The following is an 18,067-nucleotide window of genomic DNA, read 5'->3' on the forward strand; positions in this document are numbered from 1 at the left end:
AATCTCACGAATCCGAAAATGAAAAGCGTGAGCATCGTTGGACTTCTTTTCTTTCATTGGTTGAGTCGTTAAAGAGTCAACCATATCTACAAAAAGACACAATGTGGCAACAAGTATGACACTTAGTTAGGTATTCATTAAAAAAGCATATTGTATATTTTCTTTATAAATAGAATGAACACAGAGTCACAAAGACACAGAGAAAGAATATAAACTCTGTGTCTTTGTGACTCTGTGTTCATTAATTATTTTTATTCAACTCGTTTATAAATCATTTTTTTATATTTGCAGCCGATAAATTAAATACTTAATAGATGAAACACGTCACTAAATCCCTATTCTTACTACTTCTCGCGCTATCTGCCACTCTGCAAGCGCAAAACAACAACGACAGAGTAGTTATCCCCAATAAAGAAATGAGAGAATATTGCCTCAACAATTTCGATACTAATAAAGATGGAATGATCTCTAAAGAAGAAGCAGCGCAAGCCAAAGAATTTTATCTCCTCTTTTGGGAGCAAAAAGCTTCAACAATTGAAGGACTTCAATACTTTTACAATTTAGAGTCAATTACCATCAATAACAATCTGATACTTAACTTTGACGCACGTCCTTTTAAGAATTTGAAAACATTATCTTTGTATAGCAATAGTCTGAACAAAATATATCTGGCAGATAGTCAGGTGCTCGAAGAGCTTAGTCTTTCTTCTCGCCGTAAGTTGGTTTTGGACTTTCATAAGAATGTAGCCTTGCAAAAACTCAGTTTGAATCTTCCTCGCGTAGATCAGATAGATGTAAGCAATCATCCCCATCTAAAAAAGCTCTCCCTGTCTAAAATGTCATTACAAGCATTCAATGTTGGCGCACTTACCGAACTCGAATCTTTGGAGTTGACCGAGATGAATCTACCGGAACCATTGGATCTCTCGAAGAATGTACACCTGAAAGAACTCACAATCAAAGAATGCAAACTAACTCAAATCGACCTATCTCACAATTCTGAACTAAAGAAATTAGATTTGCAAAACAATCAACTCACTACCATCGATCTAACAACAAATGTAAACCTTGAAAACATCTATTTGAATACTAATTCATTAACTAAGCTAAACATCTCTAACAATAAAAAACTAAATAAATTGACTTGCGGAGAAAATGAATTGACTTCGTTAATCGTAAGCAAGAATCCTCTATTAACTTATTTAGATTGCGAACATAATAATTTAACCAAACTAAACCTCAGCAAGAACAGACAACTAATGACTTTAGATGTCAGATCAAACCCAATTCGCCTCAGTGATATAAAGTTGGGTACTGTGCCCGGAAAAGAATTGGGTATAGATATTGATATTCCGGACGAGCAGAGAATCACATCGGAACAAGCCATTGAAAGATTAGAAAGTGATCTTCAAAAAGTGAATGATGCTGATTTTCATCTGTTAGTACCATATACCAACGGTAAAGAATGGGGACTTTTAGACAGCAGAACCGGAAAGTCTGTTATGAAACCTTGGTTAAACAATATTTATTTTTTTACACCCAACAATAAAGCTTATACTTATCAGGGTCAGCTAATTAATCTATATGTTAAGAACGGGAAATTGTCTTTCAAAAAAGAAGAACAAGAATTTTCGGGTGTAGAATTTATGGCATACAAAGAAGAGAAGTCTACCATCAAAGTAATCCCCTTAAATAGTGGATTCAAAGGATTTACCGTCGATGAAAAAGGAGAACTGGCATCCTACTCCGCTTTATACCATGCGCAAGGAGTTCACGGATTCAATATTATTCCGTTTAAATACAAAGGAAAATACTATGCGTGGGCTACTTTAAAGGACGCCAATTATCAAAAAGTAATTATTGATGAAAACGGAGACTATGCTCCTGCATTCAATGGTATTTATAAAAACATTGAAAGGTGTTTCCATGTTCCTGCCGAAGAAGGTAAATGGTTTTTTGTAGAAGATTTGGAAGGGAACTCCTATTTCCAAAATATGGAAGGGGAACGGAAGATGGAGAATGTATTCGACATAAACCCTTATCGAAAAGGCAACTCCACTTTTGGCTATGTGATTGTTCCATCCAAAGGACAAGACGGTGTTTTTGACTTGATGAAGCTTGAATGGAAAATAAAACCACAATCCTCCTTTGTATTCAACAGGTTGAATTATGCGTCGAAAGAAGACTTAAGCCGGTATTCTCACTTACCCAAAGACCGGGATAAAGCATTGATTTATATTTTGGTGAAGAATAAAAAACATAAAATGTTCTTTATGGATTTGGAGGGGAAGAAGTATGTTGTGCAATAATAGGCTCTCTATATACCACAGAAAAATATCAGAATTCATCCTATATCAATTGCCGTCAGTTTTAACTGACGGATAAAGAAAAGCAGCACAATGTTTTCCCGGCTTTAGCCAAAACTTATTTCCTTTGGCTAAAGCCCTGTAAAAAGCCTCCTATTTTATCCGTCAGTTAAAACTGACGGCAATTGACATCCTTCTTATTTCAATGAGTTTCATTATTTTTGCGCTCTAACGATATAAGCTACTATGTCATATATAAAAGTGACGCTTCATTGCGTATAGAGTACAAAGGATAGATATCCTTCCCCTAATTCTTGTAGCATAACCAAAAATAATATACCTTTACTCCGCTTTTTAAAATAAGCAACCAAATATATGCATAACATGAAACATAGAATCCTATTTTTGCTTTTAAGCTACTTGTTATTGAGTAATCAATTGATTCATTCAATCCCCGGAATAATTCCTCAGCCCAAAGAGGTCACTTCGGGTAAAGGAGTTTTTGAATTAACTAAATTCATTACTATTATTTATCAAGACGAGCGACAAGCCGAAAACGCGGAATATCTTTACGATGAATTAAAAAAGGAATATGGATTCTCTCTACTTATCAATCAAAAGAACAGACCTCAAAATGGTTCTATTTTCTTAAAAGAAAATCCCACCATTCCCGAAGAGGGCTATAAACTAACAGTCGATAAAAAACAAATAATCTGCGAGGCATCTACCCCAACAGGCATGTTTTATGCCATACAGAGCTTTTTACAAAGTATTATCTCGGAAGATAAAAGCTATTTTATCCTCTGTATGAATGTGGAAGATGCCCCACGCTATCCCTGGCGGGGTATGATGCTGGATGTGGCCCGTCATTTCCATAACAAAGAAACCGTTATGAATCTATTGGACGCCATGGCACGACTCAAAATGAATCGCTTCCACTGGCATTTAACCGATGAAGATGGTTGGAGAATTGAAATCAAAAAATACCCCAAATTAACTCAGGAAGGAGCCGTTGGCAATTGGAGCGACCGCATGGCTTACCCTAAATACTTTAGCCAACAGGATGTTAAGGAAATTGTTGAGTACGCCCGCCTCCGGCATATCACCGTTATTCCTGAGATAGATATGCCCGGACATGCATCGGCCGCCTCTCGCGCCTACCCCGAAATTTCTGCCGGAGGCGAAGGACGTTGGGCCGGCTTCACGTTCCATCCTGCCAAAGAATCTACTTATCGTTTTTTAGAGGATGTACTGACCGAAGTGGCGGAACTATTCCCCGGTCCATATATACACATTGGTGGAGATGAGGTACACTTCGGCAATCAGGTATGGTTTACCGATCCGCAAATTCAGAAGTTTATAAAAGACAAACAATTGGGCGATGAATCGGGACTCGAACACTATTTCCTGCGCCGCGTATCGGATATCGTAAAAAACCTTGGAAAGACAACCGTTGGTTGGGATGAAATGATTGCGTCAGGCATCCCATCCCATCAAGCAGTTATTATGTGGTGGCGTCATGATAAAAGAGAACAACTGGAAAAAGCATTGTCTCAAGGATTCAATGTAGTTATGACACCTCGCATACCTTGCTACCTCGATTTTGTGCAAGATAACACACAAAAGATTGGGCGCCGTTGGGGAACAGATTTTAATTCGCTTTTCACTGTTTATAAGTTTCCCAAACCTGTAGAATCTATTATCTCTGCTTATCCGGATCAGATAATGGGCATGCAAGCTTCTGTATGGACTGAGAGAATGGCAGGCACCAAACGTCTTTACTATATGATTTTCCCTCGTTTGGTAGCTATATCCGAAAATGCCTGGAGCGCAGACAAAGTAAAAAACTATGATTCCTTTATGAAAAGACTTAAAAATTTCCTTCTATATTTAGATCGCAAAGGGATTAACTACTTCAATCCTTTTGACGTTAACTCAACACCGGAACCCTGGGGACCCACCAAAAAAGATGTAATTGCAGAAGGATAAAACAAACTCATAAAAGAATGAAAACAATTCTTATTAGTTATGCTGTGAAAGAGGAATTCAGCCCTTTACATACAGAAAAACTAAATATTCAATATGTACTAACAGGAATTGGTAAAGCACGCTCGGCCATGAAGCTGACAGAAGCGATTATCAAATATCAGCCGGATGTTGTTATTAATGTAGGAACGGCAGGTACCATCACTCATCAGGTGGGCAATATATTTACCTGCCTTCGTTTTGTAGACAGAGATTACCAGCAAACCAAGCTTCCGGGAATTGAATATGAAATTGATCATTCCGAATTATTTAAGAAAGATTCATCGCTTGACAGTTGGTTAAGAAATCACGATCGGACAGGTATTTGCAGCACAGGCGATACTTTCGTAACAGAAGCCGCTTCTTTTCAGGAAGATGTAGTAGATATGGAAGCCTATGCTCAGGCTTTAGTCTGCAAAGAATTCAACACCCCATTCTTTTCTGTTAAATATGTGACGGATATCATCGGGCAGAATTCGGTTAAACACTGGGAAGACAAGCTGTCAGATGCTCAACGAGCACTAACAGCTTGGGTGGAAGAAAGAATATAATGCATTGTGAACTGTTTTCTATCTAATTGTACATTTATACAAATACAAATTCTCGCCAATACCATACCTTTGGGGAAAAATTGTATATCATGAAAAAACTGTTCTCAAAAACCTTTCCGGGAGCGTGTATCCTCCTGGTATTTATGTCTTGTAGTTCTCCCCGTGGATACTACGAAACGGTAGAAGTAAAAGCACCTTTCCCCATGGAGCCAATCAAAGTATATGTATATCCTGAAAAGGATTTCCCGATAACCAGTTACGGCGCCGTTGAAGGAGGAGAAACAATCAATACCGAAGCCTTCAAAAAAGCAATCGAAGCTTGTAATAAAGCCGGTGGCGGAAAAGTAATAGTTCCGGCCGGAATCTGGCTTACCGGTCCTATTCATTTTAAAAGCAATATAAACCTTCATTTGGAAGAGAATGCCGTAGTTAAATTTACCGATAATCCCACCGATTACCTACCGGCAGTTATGACTTCCTGGGAGGGGATGGAATGTTACAACTATTCTCCCCTACTCTATGCTTTCGAATGCGAAAATGTAGCAATCACAGGTAAAGGTACTTTAACCCCCAAAATGAATACATGGAAAGTATGGTTCAAACGCCCCCAACCTCACATGGATGCACTCAAAGAGCTTTATACAATGGCCTCTACCGACGTTCCGGTGGAACAGCGACAAATGGCAACGGGCGAGAACAATCTTCGTCCTCATCTTATTCATTTCAACCGCTGTAAAAATGTACAATTAGACGGATTCAAGATCAGAGAAAGCCCTTTCTGGACTATTCATATTTATATGTGTGATGGAGGTATTGTACGCAACCTCGATGTGAAAGCTCACGGACACAATAATGATGGTATTGACTTTGAGATGAGTCGCAATTTCCTGGTAGAAGATTGCACCTTTGATCAGGGAGACGATGCAGTAGTAATCAAAGCCGGACGCAACCAAGATGCCTGGAGACTAAATACCCCTTGCGAAAACATCGTAGTGCGCAATTGTAATATTCTTGCCGGACACTCTTTCTTAGGCATAGGCAGCGAAATTTCGGGAGGTGTTCGTAACATTTATATGCATGATTGCTATGCCCCTAAATCTGTTCACCGTTTCTTCTTTGTAAAAACCAACCACCGCAGAGGAGGTTTCGTAGAAAACATTCACATGGAAAATGTGAAATGCGGCTCCACCAAAAGAGTGCTCGAAATTGATACAGATGTACTTTATCAGTGGAAAAACCTTGTTCCTACATACGAAGAGCGCATTACACACATAGAAGGAATCTATTTGAAAAATGCAACTTGCGAATCGGCAGAAGCTATTTATGAATTGAAAGGAGATGAACGTTTACCTATAAAAAATGTGGAAATCAAAGATGTACATGTTGAAAAGGTTACTGAATTCCTGAATAAAACAAAATATGCAGAGAATGTAACAGAAGTAAATGTAACTTATGCTGAATTACAACAGGAAATTCAGGAGAAGCCGTAGAGAAGTTAGCCTCATAATAACAAAAAAGCACTTCCAAAGAAGTGCTTTTTTTGAGCCTCTTGTCGGATTCGAACCAACGACCCCGAGATTACAAATCACGTGCTCTGGCCAACTGAGCTAAAGAGGCAGGTGGGCAAGCTTACTATATCGCGCCGCTACAACCAACTACCTTTGCTGCGATCAAGCCCTGGAGGATTTGAAGGGAGCTGGCCGTATAGGACTTACCCGGGCACAAAGGTAGACATTTTTGTTAAACCTACAAGAGGTTCCGCTATTTTTTTTAGTTTTATCCGCTAAAAATAGTACCTTTGTGCCCTATAAACAGTAAATAAATGAACGAAAACAAGGTAAGTATACAAAAATACGCCATGCACTTTGGCACATATATGGGGATATTTTGGATTTTAAAGTTTGCATTATTCCCCATAGGAATGACCAACCCTTTCTTAATGTTCCTCTTTATAGGGTTTACATTCACTGTTCCTTTCTTAGCTTATTACTTTGCTAAATCTTTCCGGGATAAGATTTGTGGAGGTTCTATTACCTTTGTACAAGCATGGGTCTTCCTTATCTTTGTATTTCTGTTTGCATCTTTATTAACTGCTATGGCACATTATATATACTTCAGGTATTTAGATCATGGACACATTATTAATACGTATGCACAGATGTTAAATACGATTCCTGAAAATGCTACCGCAATCCAAGCATATACAAATCAAATAAATGAAGCAATAAATCAAATACGAGCAATGACTCCTATTGAGATTAGTATGCAGTTGCTATCAAGCAATGTACTCAATTGTAGCATACTCTCATTGATAATTTCATTATTTGTAGCCAAGAAGAAAAATACAATTCAATAAATACCGTTTTTATATGGATATATCTGTTGTAATCCCATTGTTCAATGAAGAAGAATCGCTACCCGAGCTTTATAACTGGATAAACCGGGTGATGAAAGAGAATGGCTTTTCATACGAAGTTATTTTCATAAATGATGGAAGTACAGACAAATCCTGGAGAGTCATAGAATCCTTAAAGAAGCAATCGGACACAGTTCGGGGTATTAAGTTCCGTCGTAATTATGGTAAATCAGCCGCACTCTATTGTGGTTTTAAAGAAGCCGAAGGAGATGTTATTATTACTATGGATGCCGATCTTCAGGATAGCCCGGATGAAATTCCCGAACTCTATCGCATGATTAAAGAGGAAGGATATGATCTGGTTTCCGGCTGGAAGGAGAAAAGATACGACCCAATTTCGAAAACCATGCCAACCAAGCTGTTCAATGCTACAGCACGAAAAGTTTCCGGCATCAAGAACTTACATGATTTTAATTGCGGACTGAAGTCCTATAATAAAGAGGTGGTAAAAAACATCGAAGTTTACGGAGAAATGCACCGCTATATACCTTATATTGCCAAAAATGCCGGTTTCGATAAGATTGGCGAAAAAGTAGTTCACCATCAGGCTCGCAAATACGGAAAGACAAAATTCGGTATCAGTCGTTTCTTTAATGGCTATCTGGATTTGATCTCATTGTGGTTTCTGTCTCGTTTCGGTGTAAAGCCTATGCACCTTTTCGGGTTACTGGGCTCATTGATGTTTTTTATAGGATTCGTTGCTGTGGCAATAGTGGGTATCATGAAGCTATACTATATGCATCATGATATGCCTTATCGACTGGTTACAGATTCTCCTTACTTTTATCTGTCGCTTACTTCGATGATTATCGGAACACAACTTTTCGTTGCCGGCTTTTTAGGAGAAATGATCTCCAGAAATTCATTGGGACGCAATGATTATCAAATAGAAAAAATAATATAAAATAACTATGAAGAAGTTTACGAGCTTATTATTAATCATTATGATTGCTTGCCCGATAATCAGTTCTTTCCTCTCCTCATGTGCGAGCGAAAGCGATTGTTCGATGGCCGGAAGACCGAGGTTATTTATTTATCCATTCAAAATTAATCCGGAAACCGGAGAGATATCGAAAGATACCATCCCTTGGTTAACTGTTACTGCATTATCTACAAACTATACTATTATAAATAAAGGAGAGAAACTCGAACTATTAGAAATTCCACTTAGTTATTCAGCAGATTCATCTTCCTTAAAGCTCGAATATAAATATGTGAGAAATCCTGAAGCAGATGAAAAAGATAGAGTAACAGTAACAGTTATCGACACCCTCACTATCTGGCACACTAACTCGCCAACCTTCATTTCAATGGACTGTGGATATGAAGTAAAACAAAGGATAGATGGATATAAATGTACTACATATTTAGTAGATTCAATAGCCGATTTTGATCTTAATACAAATACCAATGCGACCAAAAACCTTGAGATATTCCATATTTACCGTTAACCTGTTGTTGCTTTTTTCTCTAAGCATTCCGGCACAGGCACAGGAAAAAGAGGAAAAAAAGAAAGAATCCGAGGTTACCGAAAAAATCCCCCTCTACAATGGAATTTTTATCGGAGCCGACATCTATGGATTAGGGGCAAGTGTATTTGGAAGCGACTTTTTAAGTTCCGAAATCAGCTTAGAGGTCGATCTGAAAAACCGTTTCTTACCAGTAGCCGAAATTGGTTATGGTACTACCGATACATGGACAGAAACCGGTATTCACTATAAGAGTAATGCTCCCTACTTTCGTTTAGGGTTGAATTACAACACCATGCATAAAAAAATAAATAATATCGGATATCTTTATGTAGGTTTCAGATATGGAATCAGCTCTTTTAAATATGATGTGTATACTCCTACTTTAGAAGATCCAACCTACGGAGGAGGCACAAACCCTAATTTAGAAGACCCAGTATGGGGAGGAAGCCTTCCTTATGATTATAGAGATCAGAAAGCAACTATGCACTGGGTTGAATTCCTGGCGGGGGTACGTGTAAATATATATAAGAATATCAGTATGGGTTGGGCATTCCGCATGAAATATCGCAGCAGCACTTCACTTAGCAAATATGGCGACCCTTGGTATGTTCCGGGATTTGGCGAATACAAAGGAAACAACATAGGTATCACGTATACTATATCTTATAAAATTCCGGCTAAGAAATGACAAGTTTCGAAATTTGGCTGATCGCTATCGGAGTGGCTATGGATTGCTTTGCCGTATCCATAGCAAGCGGCATCTTTCTAAAGAAAATAGCATTTCGCCCCATGCTAACCATGGCATTTTTCTTTGGTCTTTTTCAGGCTATAATGCCTTTACTGGGATGGCTTGGCGGAAGCACACTCAGCCATCTGATAGCGAGCATCGACCACTGGATAGCTTTTTGCATCCTTACTTTCCTTGGATTAAGAATGGTGAGAGAATCATTGAAGGAGGAAGATTGTAAACAAGGACTGAATCCTGCAAGTTTAAAAATCATATTAACATTGGCGGTAGCTACCAGTATAGATGCATTGGCTGTTGGTGTTTCCTTTGCCTTTTTGGAAATGAACACAATCAGTGACATTATAGGTCCTATCATCATCATCGGACTGGTGTCTTTCGTGCTCAGTATCATCGGGTTTATAGCCGGAAGCTGCACTAAAAATGCGTGCAAATTACGTGCCGACTTATGGGGCGGTATTATACTCATTATAATAGGTGTTAAAATTCTTATAGAACATATAGCTCTTCAATAATTAGCATGGAACCTAAAAAAAAATCAAGACGAATACTTCTGTGGCTTATACCTTTAATTATAGGTACTATTTATGTGTTGCATAAACATAATGCCTCGATGGGTTTCCAACAAACAAGAGGTCTTGTTTTCGGCACTATATATACTACAAGCTATCAATACCACGAAGATTTAAAACTCGAAATAGAAAAAGAGCTCAAACGACTTGATCTATCCCTCTCCCCTTTCAATAAATCCTCCATCATTACAAAAGTCAATCTGAATGAGGACATAGTAACAGATACACTCTTTCAGAATGTATTCAGGAAATCAATGCAAATATCCGAAGAAACTCATGGCGCTTTTGACATTACAATAGCCCCATTAGCCAATGCATGGGGATTCGGATTTAAGAAAGGAGAATGGCCGGACTCTACCATGATCGACAGTTTATTGCTACTAACCAACTACAAGAATGTAAGTATAGAAAACGGTAAAGTAATAAAGAAAGATCCTCGAATGATGATCAGTTGCAGTGCCATAGCTAAAGGATATGCCACCGATGTTATTGCCCAATTCTTCGAAAGAAAAGGAATAAAAAACTACATGGTAGATATAGGTGGAGAAGTAGTACTAAAAGGACACAATCCAAGAGAAGAAGAATGGAGAATCGGAATCAATAAACCCATAGATGATTCTTTGTCTGTTAACAAACAAGAGCTACAAATTATTCTGCAATTAACAGATGCCGGCATAGCCACTTCGGGCAACTATCGCAATTACTATTATAAAGACGGTAAAAAGTATGCCCATACCATCGACCCACGTACCGGATATCCCGTGCAACACAACATTCTCTCTGCCACCGTTTTAGCAGAAGATTGTATGACAGCAGATGCACTGGCCACCGCCTTCATGGTTATGGGATTGGACGAAGCCGAAACTTATCTTAAATCTCATCCCACCATTGGAGCCTGCTTTATTTACAGCGACTCAACAGGACAATATAAAACCCACATCACCGAAAACATGCAGAAGTATGTGATTGAGCAAAAGTAAAATCACTTTTTAAAGATAAAATAAACAGCCATCACCAGACAAACAAATGCTGCCAGATGGTTCCATTTTAATTCGGTTCTGAACACAATCATAGAGAAGAGCGTAAATACAACAAGCGTAATTACCTCTTGAATGATTTTAAGTTGCATAATATCAAAAGGTCCTCCATTTTCCCTGAATCCTAAGCGGTTGGCAGGTACCTGAAAACAATATTCAAAGAAAGCAATTCCCCAACTAATTGCAATTACTCCAATCAGCGGAAGTGTAGAGAACCAGGAAAACTCTTTCAACTTCAAGTGCCCATACCAGGCAAATGTCATAAAGATGTTGGATATTACCAACAAAAGAATTGAATAAATACCTTGTGAGAGCATGGGACTTATTTATTAGAAATGTTATTTGTTACTTTTTCGGGTAATAAATCTGTTTGAATATTAGTCATACTTCCCCAAAGGCTATATCTGGCCTCCGGATTCATTTCTTCAAGCTGTCGAAGTATGCCTTTCATATCACTTCGGCTGGACTGCGATTCATAAGGACAGTTCTTCTCCTGCTTCTTATAATCTCTTACCAGAGAAAGAGCTGTTAAATCAGCTTCATGTACCAAGCACATAGGGCGAATAATAGTCATGTTAAACTTGCGCATCATCAATTTGGGAGGCATTGTACTAAAAGCTCCCTGATAAGTTACATTCATCAGGAGAGTTTCCAATATATCATCCATGTGATGCCCTAATGCTATTTTATTACAGCCATGTTCTTTAGCTACTGTAAATAGAGCTTTTCTTCTGTTCCAGGAACATAAGAAACAGGGAGATTTACGTGTATCTGTAGAAGGATCGAAAGAGGTTTCGTAAACAATCAGAGGAATATCATAAGCATCTGTATGGCTTTTCAAATACTCCAAGTCACTTTGATAAGGAATATTCTTCATTACAACATGTACGGCTATTAAAGAAAAACGAGGTTTAAATATACGAGAACGTCTGCCGAGTAATTCAACTAAGGCTAAAGAGTCCTTCCCACCGGAAAGGCCTATCAGAATTTTATCCCCCTCCTCTATCAACCCATATTGAACAACACCTTTATTAAAACGTTTGTCAATAAGGCGAATCAACTTTTCTTCTGCTGTAAATTGTGCCATAAAGTTCTTTAATCAACCAACAAATTAGGTTGCAAAAGTAATAAACTCATTATGGATTGAAAAATAAATTTCTTACTAAAAGCGTAATTAACTCCCCTGCAATATATTTTTTTGTTTTGTTGCAAAAAGCATTACCGAGCAGTACTGGTCGGTAATACCGAGTAGTACTGGTGGGGAGTACCGACCAGTACTGGTGGGTAAAGGTAGTTTGCCTGAATTGAAAATTCAGTTTGGTTAGAGCTTTCAGTAGAACTGGTTTATAGCAAATTTTTTATTTCGATCCTACTATTACATAAATATAGTAGGCATTCTCAACGAGTTTGTGCCACTCATTGCCACCAGCTCGACACAAAGCAATCTCTTTTCTTATTTATTAAAGTTCAAATAGACTTCTCAGTTCCTTATCATTGAGGTTTCCGATCCAATTTTCGCCTGTCGAAACAGTCATATTTGCTAAAGTTTTTTTAGCTTGAATCATATCATTAATTTTTTCTTCGAATGTGCCTTTAGTAATGAATCGATGTACCATTACGTTACTTTTTTGACCGATACGATAGGCACGGTCGGTGGCTTGTGCTTCTACAGCCGGGTTCCACCACAAATCGTAGTGTATCACGTGGTTGGCAGCGGTAAGGTTTAATCCTGTTCCGGCAGCTTTGAGCGACAGAATAAATATTTTATCTGCACGGTTATTTTGGAAATTGTCCACCATTTCCTTGCGTTGTTTCAAAGTACATCCCCCATGATAGAATAAAGGTGTTTCACCATAACGATCAGCAATGAATTGTTTAAGCATCGTTCCCATTTCGACAAACTGGGTGAAGATTAACACTTTTTCGTTAGCATCTACAATGGTGTCAAGTTTATCAAAAAGTAAATCTGCTTTTCCCGAAAGCGTGGCATCTAAAACTCTATTTTTCAGGAAGAGCGCAGGGTGGTTGCATATCTGTTTCAGTGCCAGTATCATTTGTAATACCAGACCCTGACGGGCGAACAATGTTTTATGATCTGCTCCTTCCATAGACTCAATTGCAGCTAAAGCCTCCTGTAATGTTTGTTGATAAAGACTCGCCTGTTCTTTGGTGAGATGAGCATAGCTATCCATTTCTATTTTATCCGGAAGGTCGGTAATAATTGTTTTATCCGTTTTAAGTCTTCGCATCATAAAGGGAGCTGTTACCAATTTCAGTTTACCAGCCACTTCCAAATCATTTTTGTTCTGTATAGGATTGGCATACATTTCTTTAAAGTTGGATATACTTCCTAAAAATCCACGATTAGCAAAGTCCATAATGCTCCATAGTTCACTCAATCGGTTTTCTACCGGGGTTCCACTCATTGCTATACATGTATTTGCGCCAATACTTTTAATGGCCTTGCTTTGTGCTGTATCTTGGTTCTTTATATTCTGAGCTTCGTCAATTACTATTACCTGCCATTTTACTTTTTTCAGAATCTGTGTGTCGCTTCTTGCTATTCCGTAAGATGTCAACAAAATATCAAATGAGACTTTTTTATCTAACTTTCGGTTGATACCATGATATAGCATGACGTGGAGAGAAGGTGCAAATTTTTCAAATTCAGCCATCCAATTGGCAAGCAATCCGGTTGGGACTACTATTAATGCTTTCTGTATGTCTATTGCTCCTTCTTGTTTATATTTGAGTAGGGTGGCAATTACTTGCAATGTTTTACCAAGCCCCATATCGTCGGCAAGTACACTTCCAAAACCGATTTGTGAATTGCGATACATCCATGAAAATCCCCTCTGTTGATAAGGACGAAGCGTGGCGTTGAGCCCTTGAGGCAAAGCAACATTAGGTGCTTGAGTCAATTCCCGAATCATTTCTTTCACCTCACTACTAAGTGAAATGGCTGCACCTAAGTATTCATTGCTAAGGGCTATTCTAAGCATTTCGAGTGAGGACAGATTTTTAGTTGAGGTAAACTGTTTACGCAATTTCTCAAGATCATCAGGAGATACATAGATGTAGTTTGTTTTATACTTTATTAATCCATTGCTGGTTTTCAGTAATTTATTAAATTCACTTTCGCTCATTACCATGTTACCTACTGCCACTTGCCAATCGTAATCCAGCAAACTATCCAGGCGCAGGAATGTCTTGCCATCTTTAGCTTTCGATTTTATGCGTATGCTGGCTTTAGGTCTAAGTATTTGTTGCAGTGATTTTGGCAAAAGTATATCAATATCCAGTAATCGTATTGCAGGTATAGCCTGTATAAGAAAAGGAGCAAAATCACGATCTGTAAGAATGATATCTGTTTTACCTTGTTGGTTGATATAATCGTCAACTCCCGGAATAAAAGAACTCAGATGTGTAAGTGATTGTAACACTTCGAATCTTATTTTTTCGTACTTTTTTTGTTCCAGTATATCGCGTAAAGGTATTTTTTTCGCAGATTGTTTCTTTTGCGTTTCTATTTCAATTGTCAACCTGAAAGAATTTTCTTCCAGTTCATCAACAACAATAGATGGACGATAATTTCCCTGTGTGATAAAATAACGTTGTATCCAAGAGTTAATGCCTCCCGGAAGAGCTTTTTCGCCCGGAGCACTAAAAGCGTATGCTTGTTTATGAAAGAACAGATCAAGAAAGATATCTTTTGTTGGAGTTCCACATCGCTTTTCTATCAGAGATGACATGAAAGAAGATATCAGATCTATTGAAATATGTTCAAGTTGTTCTATCAAGGTTTTTACAGGTTTACTGATTATGGCAGGTAACCAGCGTACCAGATATAATCCTGAATTGAGGGATACTATCTGCGGAATGACAGCCCCATTTGCCACCAGGTTTATGCTCAACTGTAAAATAGTATACAATGAAGCTACTGATGGTTGGTAGTTGTTAGTAAGACCGGCCGGTATTTGCCACAATGCAGCAATTAGACTTTGTAGAGACAACTCGCTTATTTCACCATCAACCTGTACAATAGCATTATTATTTGCATCTATTTCAACTTTTATATCAGTATGTTTGGTTATCAAAAAAGAACTATCCAAAGTAACTTTCCCCTTCAATATTTGCTGTGCGTTACGTTCAGCTTTTTTAAGAAAGGAGGCATATATATCTTTAAAGTTTCCACTGTTTTGATAAAACACAGGAGCTTCGGTCAATAGTTGTATCAATGGGGCGCTAATTGGCTGAAGTATTGAAAAATCAAGTTGTTTATATGTATTGTTTTCCGATTGCGTTACTTTTCTTTTATTGTTTTTCAGCAGCTCTTTTAGAGCAGGAACAATTGTATTTTGAGTAGAAACATGAATGTTTTCTTTTTCCAATTCTTTTTCCAGTTCTACATTGTGTAATTTGAATACAAGGAAAGGATCGTTATCAATTTCTGCACTTATTTTATATATTACAGCAGCCAAATGTTTGCAGGGAACAGCCCAATCGGGACAGTTACAGTTCATATTGAAGTCTGTCCACTGTCGGGGAAACACCTTCAAACCAATATTTTGTGCTATTGTCAGTACTTCTGGGTCTAATTCCCGATTCAGGAGTTTAGAAATGATTACTGGTTTTTGAGCTAAAGCCTGTATCAGCATTTTCGTTTCTTTTTCAGAAAACGCAGGCACTATAATAGTTACTTTATACGGTCTTGGGCTACTTCCGGCCACCTTTGCAATTATGGTATTTCCTTCGACGGTTATTTCCTTAACAGACCCTTTTTTAGCATAAGCACTTCCCCGAGGTAAACGGTTACTATAATCTATATGAGTTAACGAGTTGAGCCATTGTTGCCCCCACCATGTTTTTCCAAAATATTTCGACATATAAATATTATTAGGTTGCAAAAGTAATTTTAAAAAACGACTATTTATAAAATACCTTTTGATTATATGCACATGGAAAAAGAAAATTTCTATCTTTGTGATTATTAGTTACAAAAAACAATGAAATACTTTATTCTTACCATTTTTTGTTTGTTTGCTGCCACTTCATCAGCTCAATCGTTAGAAGAGGCACGAAAAATGTTTTCCAATGGAGAATATGAAAAAGCCAAACCCACATTCAATAGATTGCTCAAATCACAACCCAACAATTCCAATTACAACTACTGGTATGGAGTATGTTGTATAAATACTGGTGATATTGAAGAAGCCATAAAACCTTTAGAGTTTGCTCATAAACGCAAAGTGCCTAATGCTACACTCTATTTAGGACAGGCATACGATCAATTATACCGATTCGAAGAAGCAGTTACGATTTACGAAAGCTACATTGAAGAGCTCACTAAGAAAAGACAATCCACAGAATCAGTACAAAAGGTTCTGGAGAAAAGCAGAATAAGTGCTCGCATGCTAAAAGGAGTAGAAGAAGTAAGTGTAATAGACAGTTTTGTAGTCAGCAAAAAGGACTTTCTGAAAGCCTATAAGCTTAGCGAAGAATCCGGGAGGCTCTATTCTTATAATGAGTTTTTTAACTCTCAACTCTCAACTCTCAACCCTCAACTCTCAACCGTATACGAAACTGAACTTGCCAATAAAATTTATTACAGCGAATTAGGCGAAGACAGCACATTGAATATTCTGTCAAGGAATAAGATGCTTAACGAATGGAGCAAGCCTCTCCCACTGCCCGAAAGCATTAACAAATCGGCAAATACCAATTATCCTTTTGTATTAACCGACGGAGTTACAATTTATTACGCATCAGACGGAGAAGGATCAATGGGAGGTTATGATATTTTCGTTACCCGTTATAATAGCAGTACAGAAAGCTATCTTAATCCGGACAATGTAGGTATGCCATTCAACTCTCCTTTCAATGATTATATGTATGCAATAGATGAATATAACGAACTTGGATGGTTTGCAAGTGATAGGTATCAACCGGAAGACAAAGTTTGCATTTATGTATTCATTCCTAACACTTCCAAGCATACCTATAATTATGAATCAATGGATGCGAAAAGAATGCGTCAACTTGCTCAACTGCATTCCATTAAAGATACGTGGAAGAATAAAACCGAAGTAGATGCTGCTAAACAGAGACTTGAAGCTGCTATTCATCAGAAACCTCAAAAAGAAAAAGAATACGATTTTGAGTTTATCATTAACGATAAGTTTACCTATTATGAGCTGAATAATTTTACATCTCCACAAGCCAAAGAGCTATTTAGAAAGTATCAGCAAATGGAGAAAGACTACCGTCAGCAGAAAGAGAAATTGGATGCGCAACGGAAATGGTATGCGGAAGCTAAACAGTTAGATAAAGAAAAATCTGCACCTGCTATTATTGATTTAGAAAAAAGAGTGTTGGAAATGTGCAATGAATTAGATATTTTAGCGACTGATATACGTAACAAGGAAATTAACAACATAAAAAAATAAGCATGGATATACTAATTATTGTATTATTGATTATCGCCGCAGTTATATTATTTCTGGCGGAAGCGTTCTTCATTCCCGGTACAAGTGTTGCAGGCTTTGCAGGTTTGGGCTGTTTGGCTTATGCCAACTACTATGCCTTTGTATATATGGGAACCTTGGAGGGCTTTATTACACTTATCATATCTATTATAGCTTGCGTAGCCTCTGTAGTTCTTTTTATGAAATCTAAAACGTTGGATAAAGTTTCACTGACAAAAGAAATTTCATCGAAAGTAGACAGACATGCCGAACACAGCTTGAAGATAGGTGATGCCGGAGTAACCACTACTCGCCTTGCCCTTATTGGTCACGCCGAAATTAATGGAAAGATCGTTGAGGTTAAATCTACCAACGGCTTTTTAGATGAAAAAACACCAGTTGTGGTAAGTCGCATTAGCGATGGTGTTGTTCTGGTTGAAAAACAAGCAAATTAAATATTCACAAACTAAAACTTAAAG

The 18,067-nt window shown here is 37.8% G+C and carries 15 protein-coding genes and 1 tRNA gene; 12 read left to right on the forward strand and 4 right to left on the reverse strand.

The window, feature by feature from the left end; translation table 11 throughout:
• The first annotated feature begins 314 nt into the window (after positions 1–314).
• The 4 genes from D0T60_RS11530 (at position 315) to D0T60_RS11545 (ending at position 6,372) form a co-directional block, all read left to right on the forward strand.
• Positions 315–2,309 carry a leucine-rich repeat domain-containing protein gene (locus D0T60_RS11530; protein ID WP_163218315.1) on the forward strand — a complete coding sequence of 665 codons (1,995 nt, stop codon included), beginning with the start codon at positions 315–317 and terminating at the stop codon, positions 2,307–2,309.
• 381 nt (positions 2,310–2,690) lie between these two features.
• Positions 2,691–4,295: a beta-N-acetylhexosaminidase gene (locus D0T60_RS11535; protein WP_163218316.1), complete on the forward strand. Its 1,605-nt coding sequence runs from the start codon at positions 2,691–2,693 to the stop codon at positions 4,293–4,295.
• Positions 4,296–4,312: 17 nt separating this feature from the next.
• Complete coding sequence (locus D0T60_RS11540; protein WP_163218317.1) at positions 4,313–4,882, forward strand: nucleosidase; 570 nt, start codon at positions 4,313–4,315, stop codon at positions 4,880–4,882.
• Between the two features lie 143 nt (positions 4,883–5,025).
• Positions 5,026–6,372: a glycoside hydrolase family 28 protein gene (locus D0T60_RS11545; protein ID WP_370524429.1), complete on the forward strand. Its 1,347-nt coding sequence runs from the start codon at positions 5,026–5,028 to the stop codon at positions 6,370–6,372.
• Positions 6,373–6,425: 53 nt separating this feature from the next.
• Here the strand turns inward: D0T60_RS11545 and D0T60_RS11550 are convergent.
• A tRNA-Thr gene (locus tag D0T60_RS11550) sits at positions 6,426–6,499 on the reverse strand.
• Between the two features lie 205 nt (positions 6,500–6,704).
• On the opposite strand from D0T60_RS11550, the gene D0T60_RS11555 reads away from it, so the two are divergent.
• The 6 genes from D0T60_RS11555 to D0T60_RS11580 are packed head-to-tail and all read left to right on the forward strand — an operon-like array spanning position 6,705 to position 11,067.
• Complete coding sequence (locus D0T60_RS11555) at positions 6,705–7,238, forward strand: DUF4199 domain-containing protein (protein ID WP_163218319.1); 534 nt, start codon at positions 6,705–6,707, stop codon at positions 7,236–7,238.
• Between the two features lie 13 nt (positions 7,239–7,251).
• Positions 7,252–8,202, forward strand: a complete 951-nt coding sequence (locus D0T60_RS11560; RefSeq protein ID WP_163218320.1) for a glycosyltransferase family 2 protein — start codon at positions 7,252–7,254, stop codon at positions 8,200–8,202.
• A gap of 7 nt (positions 8,203–8,209) precedes the next feature.
• Positions 8,210–8,749 (forward strand): DUF6452 family protein, encoded by a 540-nt coding sequence (locus D0T60_RS11565; RefSeq protein ID WP_163218321.1) that lies wholly within the window; start codon positions 8,210–8,212, stop codon positions 8,747–8,749.
• Complete coding sequence (locus D0T60_RS11570) at positions 8,709–9,458, forward strand: DUF6048 family protein (protein ID WP_163218322.1); 750 nt, start codon at positions 8,709–8,711, stop codon at positions 9,456–9,458. The genes D0T60_RS11565 and D0T60_RS11570 overlap by 41 nt, the downstream gene beginning before the upstream one ends.
• Complete coding sequence (locus D0T60_RS11575) at positions 9,455–10,030, forward strand: manganese efflux pump MntP family protein (protein ID WP_163218323.1); 576 nt, start codon at positions 9,455–9,457, stop codon at positions 10,028–10,030. Before D0T60_RS11570 ends, D0T60_RS11575 begins: the two co-directional genes overlap by 4 nt.
• Positions 10,031–10,035: 5 nt before the next feature.
• A complete protein-coding gene (locus D0T60_RS11580; RefSeq protein WP_163218324.1) occupies positions 10,036–11,067 on the forward strand; it encodes an FAD:protein FMN transferase in 1,032 nt (343 codons plus the stop codon).
• Positions 11,068–11,069: 2 nt separating this feature from the next.
• Here the strand turns inward: D0T60_RS11580 and D0T60_RS11585 are convergent, their stop codons facing one another.
• From D0T60_RS11585 to D0T60_RS11595, 3 genes are all read right to left on the reverse strand, one after another.
• The gene (locus D0T60_RS11585) at positions 11,070–11,441 is read right to left on the reverse strand and encodes a DMT family protein (RefSeq protein ID WP_163218325.1); all 372 of its coding nucleotides are present in this window, start codon (positions 11,439–11,441) and stop codon (positions 11,070–11,072) included.
• Positions 11,442–11,446: 5 nt separating this feature from the next.
• The gene (locus tag D0T60_RS11590; RefSeq protein ID WP_163218326.1) at positions 11,447–12,211 is read right to left on the reverse strand and encodes an ATP-binding protein; all 765 of its coding nucleotides are present in this window, start codon (positions 12,209–12,211) and stop codon (positions 11,447–11,449) included.
• 373 nt (positions 12,212–12,584) lie between these two features.
• Positions 12,585–16,010, reverse strand: a complete 3,426-nt coding sequence (locus tag D0T60_RS11595; RefSeq protein WP_163218327.1) for a DEAD/DEAH box helicase — start codon at positions 16,008–16,010, stop codon at positions 12,585–12,587.
• A 120-nt stretch (positions 16,011–16,130) separates the two neighbouring features.
• Here D0T60_RS11595 and D0T60_RS11600 point away from each other — a divergent pair, with 120 nt between their 5' ends.
• Positions 16,131–17,570, forward strand: coding sequence for a tetratricopeptide repeat protein (locus D0T60_RS11600; protein ID WP_163218328.1), 1,440 nt, complete (start codon positions 16,131–16,133; stop codon positions 17,568–17,570).
• A 2-nt stretch (positions 17,571–17,572) separates the two neighbouring features.
• Positions 17,573–18,043 (forward strand): NfeD family protein, encoded by a 471-nt coding sequence (locus D0T60_RS11605; protein WP_163218329.1) that lies wholly within the window; start codon positions 17,573–17,575, stop codon positions 18,041–18,043.
• The last annotated feature ends 24 nt before the right edge of the window (positions 18,044–18,067 follow it).

Origin of the sequence: Bacteroides sp. 224 (genome assembly GCF_010500995.1) — a bacterium.
Classification (GTDB): Bacteria; Bacteroidota; Bacteroidia; order Bacteroidales; family Bacteroidaceae; genus Bacteroides.